At 57.4% G+C, this 16,081-nt stretch carries 15 protein-coding genes; 14 read left to right on the top strand and 1 reads right to left on the bottom strand.

Annotated elements, in window-relative coordinates:
- Positions 1-27: 27 nt before the first annotated feature.
- The 5 genes from trmJ to sseB all read left to right on the top strand — a co-directional run bounded on the left by trmJ (position 28) and on the right by sseB (position 4,928).
- Complete coding sequence (trmJ, locus tag B3041_RS05315; protein ID WP_292969928.1) at positions 28-771, top strand: tRNA (cytosine(32)/uridine(32)-2'-O)-methyltransferase TrmJ; 744 nt, start codon at positions 28-30, stop codon at positions 769-771.
- Between the two features lie 140 nt (positions 772-911).
- Positions 912-1,409, top strand: coding sequence for a Fe-S cluster assembly transcriptional regulator IscR (gene iscR, locus B3041_RS05310; RefSeq protein WP_065648677.1), 498 nt, complete (start codon positions 912-914; stop codon positions 1,407-1,409).
- A 179-nt stretch (positions 1,410-1,588) separates the two neighbouring features.
- A complete protein-coding gene (locus B3041_RS05305; protein WP_292969926.1) occupies positions 1,589-2,761 on the top strand; it encodes an IscS subfamily cysteine desulfurase in 1,173 nt (390 codons plus the stop codon).
- A 61-nt stretch (positions 2,762-2,822) separates the two neighbouring features.
- On the top strand, positions 2,823-4,109 hold the full coding sequence (gene pepB, locus B3041_RS05300; protein WP_065648679.1) for an aminopeptidase PepB: 1,287 nt from the start codon (positions 2,823-2,825) through the stop codon (positions 4,107-4,109).
- 51 nt (positions 4,110-4,160) lie between these two features.
- A complete protein-coding gene (gene sseB, locus B3041_RS05295; RefSeq protein WP_292969923.1) occupies positions 4,161-4,928 on the top strand; it encodes an enhanced serine sensitivity protein SseB in 768 nt (255 codons plus the stop codon).
- A 201-nt stretch (positions 4,929-5,129) separates the two neighbouring features.
- Here sseB and sseA read toward each other — a convergent pair whose 3' ends face one another.
- Complete coding sequence (gene sseA, locus B3041_RS05290; RefSeq protein ID WP_292969921.1) at positions 5,130-5,972, bottom strand: 3-mercaptopyruvate sulfurtransferase; 843 nt, start codon at positions 5,970-5,972, stop codon at positions 5,130-5,132.
- Between the two features lie 327 nt (positions 5,973-6,299).
- Here sseA and ndk point away from each other — a divergent pair, with 327 nt between their 5' ends.
- From ndk to der, 9 genes are all read left to right on the top strand, one after another.
- On the top strand, positions 6,300-6,731 hold the full coding sequence (gene ndk / locus B3041_RS05285; protein ID WP_039379630.1) for a nucleoside-diphosphate kinase: 432 nt from the start codon (positions 6,300-6,302) through the stop codon (positions 6,729-6,731).
- A 187-nt stretch (positions 6,732-6,918) separates the two neighbouring features.
- The gene (locus tag B3041_RS05280; protein WP_065648681.1) at positions 6,919-8,088 is read left to right on the top strand and encodes a bifunctional tRNA (adenosine(37)-C2)-methyltransferase TrmG/ribosomal RNA large subunit methyltransferase RlmN; all 1,170 of its coding nucleotides are present in this window, start codon (positions 6,919-6,921) and stop codon (positions 8,086-8,088) included.
- Between the two features lie 72 nt (positions 8,089-8,160).
- On the top strand, positions 8,161-8,895 hold the full coding sequence (gene pilW / locus B3041_RS05275; protein ID WP_065648682.1) for a type IV pilus biogenesis/stability protein PilW: 735 nt from the start codon (positions 8,161-8,163) through the stop codon (positions 8,893-8,895).
- Positions 8,885-9,910, top strand: a complete 1,026-nt coding sequence (gene rodZ, locus B3041_RS05270; protein WP_065648683.1) for a cytoskeleton protein RodZ — start codon at positions 8,885-8,887, stop codon at positions 9,908-9,910. The genes pilW and rodZ overlap by 11 nt, the downstream gene beginning before the upstream one ends.
- 38 nt (positions 9,911-9,948) lie before the next feature.
- The gene (ispG, locus tag B3041_RS05265) at positions 9,949-11,070 is read left to right on the top strand and encodes a flavodoxin-dependent (E)-4-hydroxy-3-methylbut-2-enyl-diphosphate synthase (protein WP_065648684.1); all 1,122 of its coding nucleotides are present in this window, start codon (positions 9,949-9,951) and stop codon (positions 11,068-11,070) included.
- A 107-nt stretch (positions 11,071-11,177) separates the two neighbouring features.
- The gene (gene hisS / locus B3041_RS05260) at positions 11,178-12,452 is read left to right on the top strand and encodes a histidine--tRNA ligase (RefSeq protein ID WP_065648685.1); all 1,275 of its coding nucleotides are present in this window, start codon (positions 11,178-11,180) and stop codon (positions 12,450-12,452) included.
- A gap of 39 nt (positions 12,453-12,491) precedes the next feature.
- Positions 12,492-13,109 carry a YfgM family protein gene (locus B3041_RS05255; protein ID WP_065648686.1) on the top strand — a complete coding sequence of 206 codons (618 nt, stop codon included), beginning with the start codon at positions 12,492-12,494 and terminating at the stop codon, positions 13,107-13,109.
- A gap of 19 nt (positions 13,110-13,128) precedes the next feature.
- Positions 13,129-14,310, top strand: coding sequence for an outer membrane protein assembly factor BamB (bamB, locus tag B3041_RS05250; protein ID WP_065648687.1), 1,182 nt, complete (start codon positions 13,129-13,131; stop codon positions 14,308-14,310).
- A gap of 174 nt (positions 14,311-14,484) precedes the next feature.
- A complete protein-coding gene (der, locus tag B3041_RS05245) occupies positions 14,485-15,969 on the top strand; it encodes a ribosome biogenesis GTPase Der (RefSeq protein WP_065648688.1) in 1,485 nt (494 codons plus the stop codon).
- Positions 15,970-16,081: the final 112 nt, after the last annotated feature.

Raw genomic sequence — 16,081 nt, 5'->3', positions numbered from 1 at the left:
CCATCATTTTCTCACCCGCTCATAATTATGCTGCAAAATATCCGAATTGTACTGGTTGAAACGTCCCACACCGGCAACATGGGTTCTGTTGCCCGCGCCATGAAAACCATGGGGTTAAGCAACCTTTATCTGGTGAATCCGCTGGTTAAACCTGACTCGCAGGCGATTTCTCTGGCGGCGGGTGCCAGCGACGTGATTGGCAACGCCCGCATTGTTGATACGCTGGATGAGGCGATCGCCGGCTGCAGTCTGGTGGTCGGCACCAGCGCCCGTTCACGATCGCTGCCGTGGCCAATGCTGAATTCACGCGAGTGCGGCATCAAGAGCGTGGAGGAGGGGCAGCAGGCACCGGTCGCGCTGGTGTTTGGTCGTGAGCGTGTCGGACTGACCAACGATGAGCTGCAGAAGTGTCACTATCACGTAGCCATTCAGGCCAACCCGGAGTACAGCTCGCTGAATCTGGCGATGGCGGTGCAGATCATCGCGTATGAAGTCCGTATGGCGTGGCTGGATGCGCAGGAAAAAGCGGCCCCGCAGCCGGAATATGAAGCCTCACCTTATCCGCTGGTGGACGATCTGGAACGCTTTTATCAGCATATCGAACAGATGATGCTGGAGAGCGGCTTTATCCGTACCGGCATACCGAGCCAGGTGATGAGCAAGCTGCGTCGCCTCTATACGCGTGCGCGTCCGGAACGCGATGAGCTGAATATTCTGCGCGGCATGCTCTCCTCCTTTGAAAAACCCAAAGGTGATAAGGGTAATAGTTGAGTAAAACGCCAGGTTAAATAGTTGAGTAAATTACTCGGTTAAATAGTTGACCAAAATACTCGGGAATGGCAGACTGCGCTGACTGACATTCCACCGATAACCCGCCTGCGCAAGGGCGGACGCCGACGAGGTTTTACGCTATGAGACTGACATCCAAAGGACGCTATGCCGTTACCGCTATGCTGGACGTGGCCCTGCATTCGCACGAGGGACCGGTACCGCTGGCGGATATTTCCGAGCGTCAGGGGATATCACTCTCCTATCTGGAACAGCTGTTTTCACGTCTGCGTAAGCATGGCCTGGTCGCCAGCGTGCGCGGCCCGGGTGGCGGTTATCTGCTGGGCAAAGAGGCCAGTGCGATCGCAGTAGGTGCAGTGATCACCGCGGTGGATGAGTCGGTGGATGCCACGAAATGTCAGGGCAAAGAGGGCTGTCAGGGTGGTGAACGCTGCCTGACTCACGTGCTGTGGCGCGATCTCAGCGAGCGCATCAGCGATTTCCTGAATAATATCTCGCTGGCTGAGCTGGTGAATAATCAGGAAATCCTGGATGTTGCTGACCGTCAGAACAGCGTGGATAACCGTCGTTTTCAGCAGCATCGCGTGCAGGAAACCATCAACGTTAATCTGCGTGCCTGATCGCAATCGCATTGCCTGACTGAAAACTGACTTTTTACAAAGCCCCGGGCGCTTAGCGATTAAGCCCCCGGGGCTTTGTGCTGTTAGCGCTTCTGCCACCGGCCGCATGACCGGTTTACTCTCCGCAGGCTGAATCATGCTATAAAGACCTGTGTTTTATTTTACGGAGTTACAGCGCCATGAAATTACCGATCTACCTGGATTACGCAGCGACTACGCCTGTGGATCCACGGGTCGCCAGCAGAATGATGCAGTGTCTGACGCTGGATGGCACCTTCGGTAACCCTGCATCCCGTTCCCATCGTTTTGGCTGGCAGGCCGAAGAGGCCGTGGATGTTGCCCGCAATCAGGTTGCGGCGCTGGTTAACGCCGACCCGCGTGAAATTGTCTTTACTTCCGGGGCAACCGAAGCGGACAACCTGGCCATTAAAGGGGCAGCACACGCCCGCCAGGCGCGCGGACGGCATATCATTACCAGCCAGACAGAACATAAAGCGGTACTCGATAGCTGCCAGCAGCTGGCCCGCGAAGGGTTTGACATTACCTGGCTGACGCCCGGCAGTGACGGCATTGTCACGCCGGCTATGCTGGCTGCCGCGCTGCGCGACGATACCGTGCTGGTGTCGCTGATGCACGTCAACAATGAGACGGGCGTCATTCAGGATATTGCGGCGCTGGGTGCGCTCTGTCACGCACGTGACATTCTGTTTCACGTCGATGCCACGCAGAGTGTGGGCAAGCTGGCGCTTGACGTCAGTACGCTGCCGGTAGATCTGATGTCGTTTTCGGCGCATAAGCTCTACGGACCCAAAGGCATCGGTGCCCTCTGGGTGCGCCGTAATCCGCAGGTAAAAATTGATGCGCAGATGCACGGCGGCGGACATGAGCGCGGTATGCGTTCCGGCACGCTGCCGGTACATCAGATTGTCGGCATGGGTGAAGCCTATGCGCTGGCAGGCGAGGTGATGGCTGAGGAGATGGCGCGACTCGCTACGCTGCGTCAGCGACTCTGGCAGGGCATCAGCAGCCAGCTGAGCGGCGTACAGCTCAACGGTACACTGGCGCACAGCGCGCCAAACATCCTCAACATCAGCTTTGCGCAGGTTGAGGGTGAAACGCTGATTATGGCGCTGAAAGATCTGGCGCTTTCGTCCGGCTCCGCCTGCACTTCGGCGAGTCTGGAACCTTCGTACGTGCTGCGCGCCATGGGCGTTGAGCCGGAACTGGCCTACAGTTCGCTGCGCTTTTCGCTCGGACGCTTCACCACGCAGGAGGAGATTGACTACGCCATTGCGCTGGTCAATAAAGCTGTCAGCCGGATGCGGGCCGTTGCCCCGGCAGCGGCCCGCTGATCCATGCCACTCTGCGCCGGTCTGGCGCGGAAATGAGACCAAACGTAAACGGAGCGACGCGATGACAACACAACCGATGAATATTACGCTTAGCGCTCAGCCCGCTGATGCGCGCTGGGGCGAAAAAGCGCTGCTAAGCAGCACTGAGAGTGGTATGACGCTGCACCTCACGGGCACCGATGCTCTGCTGACGATTCAGCGTGCGGCGCGCAAGCTCGACAGCCAGGGGATCCGCCACGTCGCGTTGTGCGGTGACGACTGGGATCTGGAGAAGTGCTGGGCATTCTGGCAGGGCTATCGCAGCCCGAAAGGACAGCGTCAGGTTGAATGGCCGCCGCTCAGCGAGAACGATCGTGCTGAGTTCGATCGGCGCTTGCAGATTGTAGACTGGGTGCGCGATACCATTAACCTGCCCGCGGAAGACCTGAGTCCGGAGCAGCTGGCGCACAGCGCTATCGATCTGATCAGAGAGGCAGGCGGCGATGCCGTCAGCTATCGCATTACCAAAGGTGAAGATCTGCGTGAGCAGGGGTACAGCGGGATCCACACCGTAGGCCGCGGCTCATCGCGCGCGCCGGTGCTGCTGACGCTTGACTTTAACCCGACCGGTGACGCAGATGCGCCGGTTTACGCCTGTCTGGTCGGTAAAGGGATCACCTTTGATACCGGCGGCTACAGCCTGAAGCAGAGCGCCTTTATGGACTCCATGAAGTCCGATATGGGCGGTGCAGCGACCGTTACCGGCGCACTGGCGCTGGCGATTGCCCGCGGGCTGACGAAGCGCGTAAAACTCTATCTCTGCTGCGCCGATAACATGGTCAGCGGCAATGCATTTCGTCTCGGCGACATTATTCGCTATCGCAATGGTAAAACCGTTGAAGTGATGAATACCGATGCCGAAGGGCGTCTGGTGCTGGCAGATGGCCTGATTGACGCCAGTGCGCAGCAGCCGGAACTGCTGATTGATGCTGCCACGCTGACCGGTGCCGCCAAAACGGCGCTCGGCAACGACTATCACGCGCTGTTTACCTTCGATGACGTACTGGCTGAGTCGCTGCTGGGCAGCGCCACTGGCGAAAACGAGGCGTTCTGGCGTCTGCCGCTGGCGGAGTTCCATCGCAGCCATCTGCCGTCAAATTTTGCCGATCTCAACAACATCGCCAGCCCGGCTCACGCCGCCGGTGCCAGCAGCGCGGCAGCGTTCCTCTCATGGTTTGTTGAAAAATATCAGCAAGGCTGGCTGCATATCGACTGCTCCGCAACCTATCGCAAAAGCGCGGTGGATCAGTGGTCAGCGGGCGCAACCGGACTCGGCGTGCGCACTCTTGCCAACCTGTTACTGAAATAATCCCGCCCCGGGCAGGCTCTCTCCTGCCCGCTTTTTTGGAATGAAACACGCATGAGTAATCGTCTTGAAGAGGTGCTGAAGCTGGCCGCCACCGAGCCGGCGCATCGCCCGGAGTTTTTTCAGCTGCTGCTGGCTGCGGATGTCTGGGTGCCAGGTGAAAGCCCGGCTGAACAGTTTAATGCGACTTCGCCCGTCGAGTTACAGCACTGGGAGAAAGAGGGAGGCGGCAGCGTGATCCCGTTCTTCAGCTCTGAGGCGGCGATGCGCGAGGCGATAGCGGATGAGCAGCCGTGGCTGCGCCTGCCGGCGCGTACGCTGTTTGAGATGACGCTGGGTGAAACGCTGTTTCTGAACCCGAAATTACCGGCCGGTAAAGAGTTTACTCCCGGTGAGATCGCGCATCTGCTGGGTGAAGAGGGGAGTGCGCTGAGCCAGCAAACCGTGCTGGAGGGCGGTCACGCGCTGCTGTTATCCGAAGTAGCTGAACCGCCGGCACAGATGATCGACTCCCTGACCCGGCTGTTTGCTAAATACAAGCAGGTACGCCGCGCCTATATTGCCAGCCTGCGGGAAAGCGTGACGGAGGCGCCCAATCTGCTGATTGGTATTGAAGCTGACAGTGATATTGATGAGATAATTCAGGCAGCAGGCAGCGTGGCGACCGATACGCTGGCTGATGATGCGCCCATTGATATCTGTGAAGTGGATGCCGGACAGCAGGGCGTCAGCCACTTTTTTACCGCACATATCACCCCGTTCTATGAGCGGCGCTGGGGCAGCTTTTTGCGTGATTTCAAAGGCAGCCAGCGCATCATTTAACCATCGCATGCTGATGCATATGGCCCCCGGACCGCACGTAACACGGGGCGCATTAATGCGCCCCCTACGGGGGATGGGTGCAAAATCTTCTGTAGGGGCGCCATTCATGGCGCCCTGGTTTCAGGCGGGTACGCAGTACGCATCAGGTGCGAAATCCCCCACAGGGGCGCCATTCATGGCGCCCTGGCTTCAGGCAGGTGACTATTTTTCGATCGGTAAATCGTCGCGGCTGCCCCATTCACCCCAGGAGCCGTCATACAGCGTTGCATCACGCACGCCCAGCGCCGTCAGTGCCAGAATCAGGACTACCGCCGTTACGCCCGAGCCGCAGCTGGCAACAATGGGCCGGTCCAGCGCCACTCCTGCCTGAGCAAACTGCTGGCGCAGTTCAGCATCGGGTTTCAGCGCGCCGTTTTCCACCAGACTGTTCCACGGCAGATTAAGGCTGTGCGGAATATGTCCGCGCAGCAGGCCGGGACGCGGCTCATCTACCTCAGCGTTAAAGCGGTTTGCCGCGCGCGCGTCTACAATCTGCGCGCCTCCCTCATGGCTGAGCAGCAGCACATCGTTCAGTCGTTTCACCTGGCTGCTGTCCATGTGTGCCGTAAAGTCTCCTTCCGGCAGCGTTACCGGACCCTCTGCCGTAGCGAAACCTGCGGCTTTCCAGCCCTGCTGGCCGCCTGCCAGAATGGAAACCCGTTCGCAACCAAAAGTACGCAGCATCCACCAGGCGCGTGGGGCAGAGAAGAGGTTACCCTCGTCATACACAATCAGGTGCTTATCCTGCACCACGCCCAGTTCGCGCATTGCGACGGCAAAACTTTCAGGACGGGGCATCATATGCGGGTAAGGACTGGTGTGATCGGAAAGCGCTTCAATATTAAAGAAAGCTGCCTGCGGCAGGTGACTGGCCAGATACTCTGCGGTGATATCGCGCACTGCATCCTGACCCGGCGGAACCATACGCGCATCCAGCACCTGGACTTCTTCATCATCGCAGTGCTCATGCAGCCACTCAGCAGATACAAACAGGGGAGCCGTCATTGCCATCTTCTCTCTTATCGGGGAAAAAGCCAGTCTCCGGGAATGTGCAGGCTATCTCAAGCCCGTAATGGCGAAAGTGAGCACCTCAGGATGAAATTACGCCACATAGTCTGCTGCCTGTGTCGGGTCTGTGCCACACGCGGCTAAACCATGGCAGAACGCCAGACCGGCGCATTACTGTGCGGCCTGCACCAGCAAAAAGTAATTATTTTCAATAATTCCACCAATCACTCATAGGCAACACGCGTCGATCTCCCTATAATCGGCGCGTTTTTCTTACCGGGAGAGGGTTCCCGGTTTATTCAGGATGCTAATTCAGAGGTAATCATGGCAATCGAACGTACTTTCTCCATCATCAAACCAAACGCCGTTGCTAAGAACGTTATCGGTGCTATCTACAACCGTTTTGAGAGCGCGGGCTTCAAAATCGTTGGCGCAAAAATGCTGCACCTGACCAAAGAGCAGGCTGAAGGCTTCTATGCTGAGCACAAAGGCCGTCCATTCTTTGATGGTCTGGTTGAGTTCATGACCTCTGGCCCGGTAGTGGTTTCTGTTCTGGAAGGCGAAAATGCCGTTCAGCGTCACCGTGACCTGATGGGTGCGACCAACCCGGACAACGCACTGGCAGGCACCCTGCGTGCAGATTACGCAGACAGCTTCACCGAAAACGCGACCCACGGTTCTGACTCTGCAGAGTCTGCTGCCCGTGAAATCGCTTACTTCTTCGCTGAAAACGAAGTCTGCGCGCGCACCCGCTAAATGCATTGCAGCTGAAGCGGACAGGGGAGTTTACACCTTTTACCTCGGCGTAAAACGGTTACCCTGGCATCGTGCTGCAGTTATAGTACAATAATGCGCCCCTGTTGAGCCTGGCTCAGCCGGGGCGCTGTTTTTTCTTCTTTCCTAACCAGAGCCGTAACGTGTAACAACGAGGCCAGAGATTATTATGTCCGAACAGATTGTGACGCCAGCTGCCGCGTCTCCCGCCGTGGTTTCTCCTAAAAACGAAAAAATTAATCTGCTTGATCTGAACCGCCAGCAGATGCGCGAATTTTTTATCGAAATGGGCGAGAAGCCGTTCCGTGCCGATCAGGTCATGAAGTGGATTTACCACTACTGCTGCGACGATTTCGAGCAGATGACGGATATCAACAAAGTGCTGCGCGGCAAGCTGATGCAGCGCGCAGAGATCCGCGCGCCGGAAGTAGCGGAAGAGATGCGCTCCAGCGACGGCACCATTAAATGGGCGATTCGCGTAGGCGATCAGCTGGTGGAGACGGTCTATATTCCGGAAGCGGAGCGCGCCACGCTATGCGTCTCCTCTCAGGTGGGCTGTGCGCTGGAGTGCAAATTCTGCTCCACGGCGCAGCAGGGTTTTAACCGCAACCTGCGCGTTTCCGAAATTATTGGTCAGGTGTGGCGCGCGGCCAAAATTATTGGCGCCGCGAAAGTGACCGGCCAGCGTCCCATCACCAACGTGGTAATGATGGGCATGGGTGAGCCGCTGCTCAACCTGAACAACGTCGTGCCGGCGATGGATATTATGCTGGATGATTTCGGCTTTGGCCTCTCCAAACGTCGCGTCACGCTCTCAACTTCAGGCGTTGTACCCGCGCTGGATAAGCTTGGCGATATGATCGACGTGGCGCTGGCGATCTCGCTGCACGCTCCAAACGATACGATCCGTGATGAGATCGTGCCGATCAACAAAAAGTACAACATTGAAACCTTCCTGGCCGCGGTGAAGCGCTATATCGGCAAATCGAATGCGAATCAGGGCCGCGTGACCATTGAGTATGTGATGCTGGATCATATCAATGACAGCACTGACAATGCGCATGAGCTGGCAGCGCTGCTGAAGGAGACACCCTGCAAGATCAACCTGATCCCATGGAACCCCTTCCCGGGCGCACCGTATGGCCGCAGCTCCAACAGCCGTATCGATCGCTTCTCCAAAGTGCTGATGGATTATGGCTTTACCACCATTGTGCGTAAAACCCGTGGTGATGACATTGATGCTGCCTGCGGTCAGCTGGCGGGCGATGTGATCGACCGTACCAAGCGTACGCTGCGTAAAAAGATGGCAGGTGACGCTATCTCTGTGAAGGCGATCTGAAACCGCACGTCCGCAGATTCGCTGCGGGCGTAATGCATGGCACTCTCCCGGTTTATTCGCAGGGAGAGCGCTATGTTAAAAGGATTAGGGATTGCCGTGGTGGCTGGCTTTGTTGTAACCGGGTGTGTCACTGGCTCGCCATCGCATCGCGCAGCGGATATTCGTCTGCAGCTGGGACTGCACTATCTGGCGGCGAACAATTTAGCCGCTGCTGAACGCAATCTGCTGCAGGCGCAGCGCGTTGCTCCTGAGGATTACCGCGTGCCCCTGGCGCTGGCGCGGGTCGCTCAGGCGCAGCAGAATAGTGTACAGACACGCCGGTACTACCAGCGGGCACAACAGTTAGCGCCCGCTAATGGTTATGTCGCTAACAATTACGGTGCGTTTCTCTGCGGATTAGGGCAGTATGGCGAAGCGCATCAACAGTTTAAGCTGGCAAATGCGGCACCAGAGAGCGATGCCCGTCAGGATGTCCTTCTGATTTCAGGCTATTGTTATCTGCAGGCGGGCAACGAGGCCGCCGGGCGCAAACTGCTGCTGCAGGCGCTGGAAACCGCACCTGAGCAGGGAAACTGGCTGCTGGAGGAGGGTGAACGGCAGCTGATGCAGCCGGCAGGAAACAGGCTTTCCGTGCTTTTAGAACTCTACCATCAGCGTCTGCCCGCAACGGCAGAGAGCCTGTGGTTACAGATACGTTTCGCCGCGCAACAGGGAAACGCTGCTGACGTTACACGTTATGGCGACCGGTTGGCGCGAAGTTTTCCACAATCGATACAGTACCAGCGTTATTTAGCTAATGAATACTGAAGCCACTCAAGAAAACTCTGCAGTACATTCCACAGGTGAACGCCTGCGTCTGGCCCGTGAGCAGATGGGGCTGACGCAGCAAAACGTCGCTGAGCGCCTGTGCCTGAAACTTTCCACCGTGCGGGACATTGAAGAGGATAAGTCGCCGGCCGATCTCGCGTCGACTTTTCTGCGCGGTTACATTCGTTCCTACGCCCGTCTGGTTCATGTACCGGAAGACGATCTGCTGCCGATGATGGCGAAGCAGGCACCGGTGCGCGCAGCTAAAATTGCGCCGATGCAGAGCTTCTCGCTGGGCAAGCGCCGCAAAAAGCGCGATGGCTGGCTGATGATCTTTACCTGGCTGGTGGCGTTTGTTGTTATCGGCCTGACCGGCGCCTGGTGGTGGCAGAATCATAAGGCCTCACAGGACGATCTGGTCTCGATGGCCGATCAGAACGGCAGCAGCGACAGCGGTCAGTCTATCCCGCTGGGCGATACCAGCACGGATAGCATGAGTGACAGCGACACCAATGCCGCGGGCACGCCGGTTGATAACGGGGCAGGGGCAGTGACGTCCCAGAGCAGCAGCACCGCAGGCAGCGCGGATAACAGCGCTAGCGCGCCGGCGGCCTCTTCTGCCGCCGCGGGCGACAACGCGGTGGTGTCTCCGTCGCAGGCGCCGGTTGATAACACGCCGCCAGCGGCCACCTCGCCGGCACCGGCCAACAGCGTTGCGGCCGGCAGCATGCCAACGGCGAATGCTGCTGTCAGCCAGCCCGCAGGCGATCCCAATGCTGTCGTCATGAATTTCAAAGCCGACTGCTGGCTGGAAGTCAGCGATGCAACCGGCAAGAAACTGTTCAGCGGGATACAGCGCAGCGGCGGCAAGCTCAGCCTCTCCGGCACACCTCCGTATCGTCTGAAAATTGGCGCACCGCGCGCGGTTGACGTGCAATATCAGAATCAGCCCGTTGATTTAAGTCGTTTTATCCGTAATAACCAGGTTGCCCGTCTGACGCTGGGTGCGCAATAACGCGCAGCGCGCTTTCCGGGGAATTGTGGAGAGAAAATATGCATAACGAAGCACCCATTATCCGTCGCAAATCAACGCGTATTTACGTCGGCAAGGTGCCAGTCGGCGATGGTGCACCCATCGCCGTTCAGTCCATGACCAACACCCGCACCACCGACGTGGAAGCCACGGTTAACCAGATCCGCGCGCTGGAGCGTGTGGGTGTGGATATCGTACGCGTCTCGGTGCCAACCATGGACGCGGCGGAAGCCTTTAAACTGATTAAGCAACAGGTCAACGTGCCGCTGGTAGCGGATATTCACTTTGACTACCGTATCGCCCTCAAAGTGGCAGAATATGGCGTCGACTGCCTGCGTATCAACCCGGGCAACATCGGCAACAACGAACGTATTCGTCAGGTAGTGGACTGCGCTCGCCACTATAACATCCCGATTCGTATCGGGGTGAATGCCGGTTCGCTGGAGAAAGATCTGCAGGAAAAGTATGGCGAACCCACGCCGCAGGCGCTGCTGGAATCCGCTATGCGCCATGTCGATCATCTTGATCGCCTGAACTTTGATCAGTTCAAAGTCAGCGTTAAAGCCTCTGACGTATTTCTGGCCGTAGAGTCTTACCGCCTGCTGGCGAAAGCGATTGATCAGCCACTGCATCTCGGGATCACCGAAGCGGGCGGCGCGCGTGCCGGCGCGGTGAAATCGGCCATCGGCCTCGGTCTGCTGCTGGCAGAAGGTATCGGTGACACGCTGCGTATTTCACTCGCGGCCGATCCGGTAGAAGAGGTGAAGGTTGGCTACGACATCCTGAAATCGCTGCGTATCCGTGCGCGCGGGATCAACTTTATCGCCTGTCCGACCTGTTCACGTCAGGAGTTTGACGTGATCGGTACCGTAAACGCACTGGAAGAACGGCTGGAAGATATTATTACGCCGATGGACGTCTCCATTATTGGCTGCGTGGTCAACGGTCCGGGCGAAGCGACCGTGTCGACGCTGGGCGTCACCGGTGGCAGCAAGAAAAGCGGTTTCTATGAAGATGGCGTTCGTCAGCGCGATCGTCTCGACAACGATGACATGATCGATCAGCTGGAAGCGCGCATTCGGGCCAAGGCATCCATGCTGGATGAGAGCCGCCGCATCAGCGTGCAGCAGCTGGAAAAATAATCAGGCGGTACGCGCCCGGCGCGTACCAGTTTATGAATGAACCTGTGCGGTTTCATCCTCATAAGGTATGATGCCGGACAGGTTTTTTTGTATTAAGAGATTTTAACGTGGCGAAGAATATTCAAGCGATTCGCGGGATGAACGACTTCCTGCCAGCCGATACCGCAATCTGGCAGCGTATCGAGGGCACCCTGAAGCAGGTGCTGGCCAGCTATGGCTACAGTGAAATCCGTCTGCCAATCGTCGAGCATACCCCACTGTTCAGCCGCGCCATTGGTGAAGTCACCGATGTGGTTGAAAAAGAGATGTACACCTTTGAAGATCGCAACGGCGAGAGCCTGACGCTGCGTCCGGAAGGCACTGCGGGCTGCGTGCGTGCCGGCATTGAACATGGCCTGCTCTATAACCAGGAGCAGCGCCTCTGGTATGTCGGACCGATGTTTCGCTATGAGCGTCCGCAGAAAGGGCGCTATCGCCAGTTTCATCAGATGGGCGTTGAAGTATTTGGCCTGCAGGGACCGGATGTTGATGCTGAGCTGATCATGATGACCGCTCGCTGGTGGAAAGCGCTGGGCATCGCCGATCACGTTGAACTGGAGCTGAACTCCATCGGCTCTCTGGCGGCGCGTGCAGACTATCGCAGTGCGCTGGTGGCGTTTCTGGAGCAGCATCAGGATGTGCTGGATGACGATTGCAAACGCCGTATGTACACCAATCCGCTGCGCGTGCTGGACAGCAAAAACCCGGAGATTCAGGCGCTGCTGAATGATGCGCCAACGCTGGGTGAGTTTCTTGATGAAGAGTCGCGTGCCCATTTCACCGGGCTCTGCGCGCTGCTGGATGATGCCGGTATTCGCTATCGCATTAACCAGCGTCTGGTTCGTGGTCTCGACTACTACAACCGCACTGTTTTTGAGTGGGTCACCAGCAGCCTCGGCTCGCAGGGTACCGTATGCGGCGGCGGGCGTTATGATGGCCTGGTCGAACAGCTGGGCGGACGTGCCACGCCAGCGGTAGGATTTGCCATGGGTCTGGAGCGGCTGGTGCTGCTGGTACAGGCGGTAAATCCGGAATTTGAACCGACGCGGGTTGTCGATGTCTATGTTATCGCTTCAGGGCAGGGCGTTCAGTCTGCGGCTATGCAGCTGGCGGAAACATTGCGTGATGCGAACCCGGCGCTGAAGCTGATGACCAACTTCGGCGGCGGCAACTTTAAGAAGCAGTTTGCCCGTGCAGACAAATGGGGCGCACGCATTGCGCTGGTGCTCGGTGAGGATGAAGTGAAAGCGGGTCAGGTGGTGATTAAAGATCTGCGCACCGGCGACCAGCAGACGCTGGCTCAGCAGGACGCCGCTGCGACGTTGCAGACGCTGCTGCAGTAAGCAGCACGCGGCAACAGCCATTTTAAGGAGAGGGATTGCGTGGAAGTTTACAGCAACGAGAATGAACAGGTTGATGCGCTGCGTCGCTTTTTTGCCGATAACGGCAAAGCGCTGGCGATTGGCGTGGTAGTAGGGATTGCGGCGCTGGGCGGCTGGCGCTACTGGAGCTCACAGCAGGACAACGCCGGTAAAGCCGTGTCAGCGCAGTATCAGCAGCTCACCAGCGCGATGCAGGCAGATAAACCCGAAAGCCTGGAGGCTGTTGCCAGCTTCGCCAGCGAAAACAGCAATACCTATGGTGCGCTGGCCGCGCTGGACCTGGCAAAACAGTACGTTGAGACCAGCCAGCTTGATAAAGCGATTGCGCTGCTGCAGAAAGGGTTGAGCGACACCAAAGATGCCAATCTGCAGGCGGTTATTAATCTGCGTCTGGCGCGTATTCAGCTGCAGCAGAAGCAGGCTGATGCCGCCCTGAGCACCCTGGATAACGTCAAGGGTGACGGCTGGAGCGCTATCGTGGCCGATATTCGCGGTGAAGCGCTGCTGAGCAAAGGCGACAAGCAGGGCGCGCGCGATGCCTGGAGTAAAGGCGCAGGTTCGCAGGCTTCTCCGGCACTGAAGCAGATGCTGCAGATGAAAATAGATAACTTAAGTTAAGCCAGACAAGAGAGCGCACATGGAATTACGTAAATACCTGCTGCCAGGGCTGATTTCCGTCACTCTGCTCAGCGGTTGCTCGCTATTCAGCGGCGAAGAAGATGTAGTGAAGATGGCTCCGCTGCCGAAAGTGGAAAATCAGTTCACGCCGGAAACTGTCTGGAGCACGTCAGTAGGCGACGGCATTGGCGATTTCTACTCCAACCTGCATCCGGCCTGGCTGGACGGCACCGTTTACGCTGCCGACCGTTTTGGCGTGGTGAAGGCGCTGGATGCCAGCAACGGTAAAGAGAAGTGGAAAGTCGATCTCTCTGAGAAGACTGGTTTCTTCTCGAAAAACATCTCTGCGCTGCTCTCCGGCGGCGTCACCGCCAGCGGCGATCGGATCTATATTGGCAGCGAGCGCGGGCAGGTATTTGCACTTAATAGCAGCGACGGCAGTCTGGCGTGGCAGACCAAAGTAGCCGGCGAAGCGCTGTCGCGCCCGGTGGTCAGCGATGGCCTGGTACTGGTCCACACCAGTAACGGTATGCTGCAGGGACTGGATCAGAGCAGCGGTGCGGTAAAATGGACCGTAAACCTCGATATGCCGGCGCTCTCGCTGCGCGGTGAGTCTGCGCCTGCGGTCGCCTTTGGCGGCGCTATCGTTGGCGGTGATAACGGTCGCGTCAGCGCGGTGATCCTGAACCAGGGTCAGCTGATCTGGCAGCAGCGCATTTCACAGCCAAGCGGTGCGACGGAAATCGATCGTCTGAATGATGTCGACACTACGCCGGTTATCGTGAACGGTGTGGTCTATGCGCTGGCGTACAACGGCAACCTGACCGCGCTCGACCTGCGCTCCGGTCAGATCATGTGGAAGCGCGAAATCGGCGGCGTCAAAGATCTGATTGTCGATGCCGGACGCATCTACCTGGTGGATCAGGACGATCGCGTAATTGCGCTTAATGCCGATGGCGGCGTGGCGCTGTGGCGTCAGAGCGATCTGCTGCACCGTAACCTGACGGCGCCGGTGCTGTTCAACGGTTATCTGGTGGTGGCAGACAGCGAAGGTTACGTACACTGGATCAACACGCTGGATGGCCGCTTTGTGGCGCAGCAGAAGCTGGACAGCGACGGTTTCCAGACCGAGCCGGTTGTTGCCGGTGACAGGCTGCTGATTCAGGCGAAAGGTGGCGAGGTTTACGCCATCAGCCGTTAAGGTCAAAGCGTGCGGGAACGGACTTCCGTCATCAATTGCGGCTCCTGATTCGTCAGGAGCCGTTCTGTTTTTTATCAGGCGTGATATTCTAGGCGCCTTAAGCCTGAAGCGGGCGACAAATGTCGTTATACTCACGCCATTCGGGCGATTCATTTTTAAACTGAGGCAAGTGTTATGGTACCTGTGGTCGCGCTGGTTGGGCGTCCCAATGTGGGGAAATCCACGCTGTTTAACCGCTTAACGCGCACCCGTGATGCGTTAGTGGCCGATTTCCCTGGACTGACTCGCGATCGCAAATATGGTCGCGCCGAAGTGGAAGGGCGCGAATTTATTGTTATCGATACCGGCGGTATTGATGGCACCGAAGAGGGCGTGGAAAACCGCATGGCGGAACAGTCGCTGCTGGCGATTGAAGAAGCGGATGTGGTGCTGTTTATGGTGGATGCCCGTGCGGGCGTGATGCCGGCAGATCAGCAGATCGCCAATCATCTGCGCTCCCGTGAAAAAGCAACGTTCCTCGTGGCAAACAAAACGGATGGCCTGGATGCCGATGCCGCCGTGCTGGACTTTTACGCGCTAGGTCTGGGTGATATTCATCCGATTGCCGCGTCGCACGGTCGCGGCGTTACCTCGCTGCTGGAAACCGCGCTGCTGCCGTGGATGGACGTGGCAGACCCGCAGGAAGTCACCGAAGAGGATGAAAACGAAGCCTACTGGGCCGCGTTAGCCGCAGAAGAGAATGGCGAAGAGGCTGAAGAGGAAGAGGCGTTTGATCCGACCGGCCTGCCGATTAAGCTGGCTATCGTGGGCCGTCCTAACGTAGGTAAGTCAACGCTCACTAACCGTATTCTTGGTGAAGATCGCGTGGTGGTCTATGACATGCCAGGCACGACGCGTGACAGCATCTATATCCCGATGGAGCGTGACGAGCGGGAGTATATCCTGATCGACACCGCCGGGGTGCGCAAGCGTGGCAAGATCACCGATACCGTTGAGAAGTTTTCGGTGATTAAAACCCTGCAGGCGATTGAAGATGCTAACGTCGTGATGCTGGTGATTGACGCGCGTGCCGGTATTTCCGACCAGGATCTCTCGCTGCTGGGCTTTATTCTCAACAGCGGGCGCTCGCTGGTGATCGTTGTAAACAAATGGGATGGTCTGTCGCAGGAAGTGAAAGATGAAGTGAAAGAGACGCTGGATTATCGTCTCGGCTTTATCGATTTTGCCCGCGTACACTTTATCTCGGCGCTGCACGGCAGCGGCGTAGGTAACCTGTTTGAATCCGTAACGGAAGCGTACGACTGCTCAACCAAACGCGTCAACACCTCTATGCTGACGCGCATTATGAACATGGCAGCAGAAGATCATCAGCCGCCGCTGGTACGGGGCCGTCGCGTTAAGCTGAAATACGCTCACGCCGGTGGTTATAACCCGCCTATCGTGGTCATTCACGGTAATCAGGTAAAAGATCTGCCTGATTCCTACAAGCGCTATCTGATGAACTACTTCCGCCGCTCGCTGAACGTGATGGGTACGCCAATCCGTATTCAGTTCAAAGAGGGTGATAACCCGTATGCCGGCAAACGTAATCTGCTGACGCCGACGCAGCAGCGCAAGCGCAAGCGTCTGCTGGCGCACCTGAAGAAGAATAAGCGTTAACTAAAAAAGAGCCCGCCGGGCTCTTTTTTTTGCCTGTGATTTAACAGCCGCTTAGCACCGCAGATGTAGCAAAAATGCTATTGGCCGGTAAACCCTGCGTTATGATCGTTCA

Source organism: Pantoea sp. UBA4549 (genome assembly GCF_002387285.1).
Classification (GTDB): domain Bacteria; phylum Pseudomonadota; class Gammaproteobacteria; order Enterobacterales; family Enterobacteriaceae; genus Pantoea; species Pantoea borealis.
This window is presented reverse-complemented; position numbering and strand designations above follow the sequence as displayed.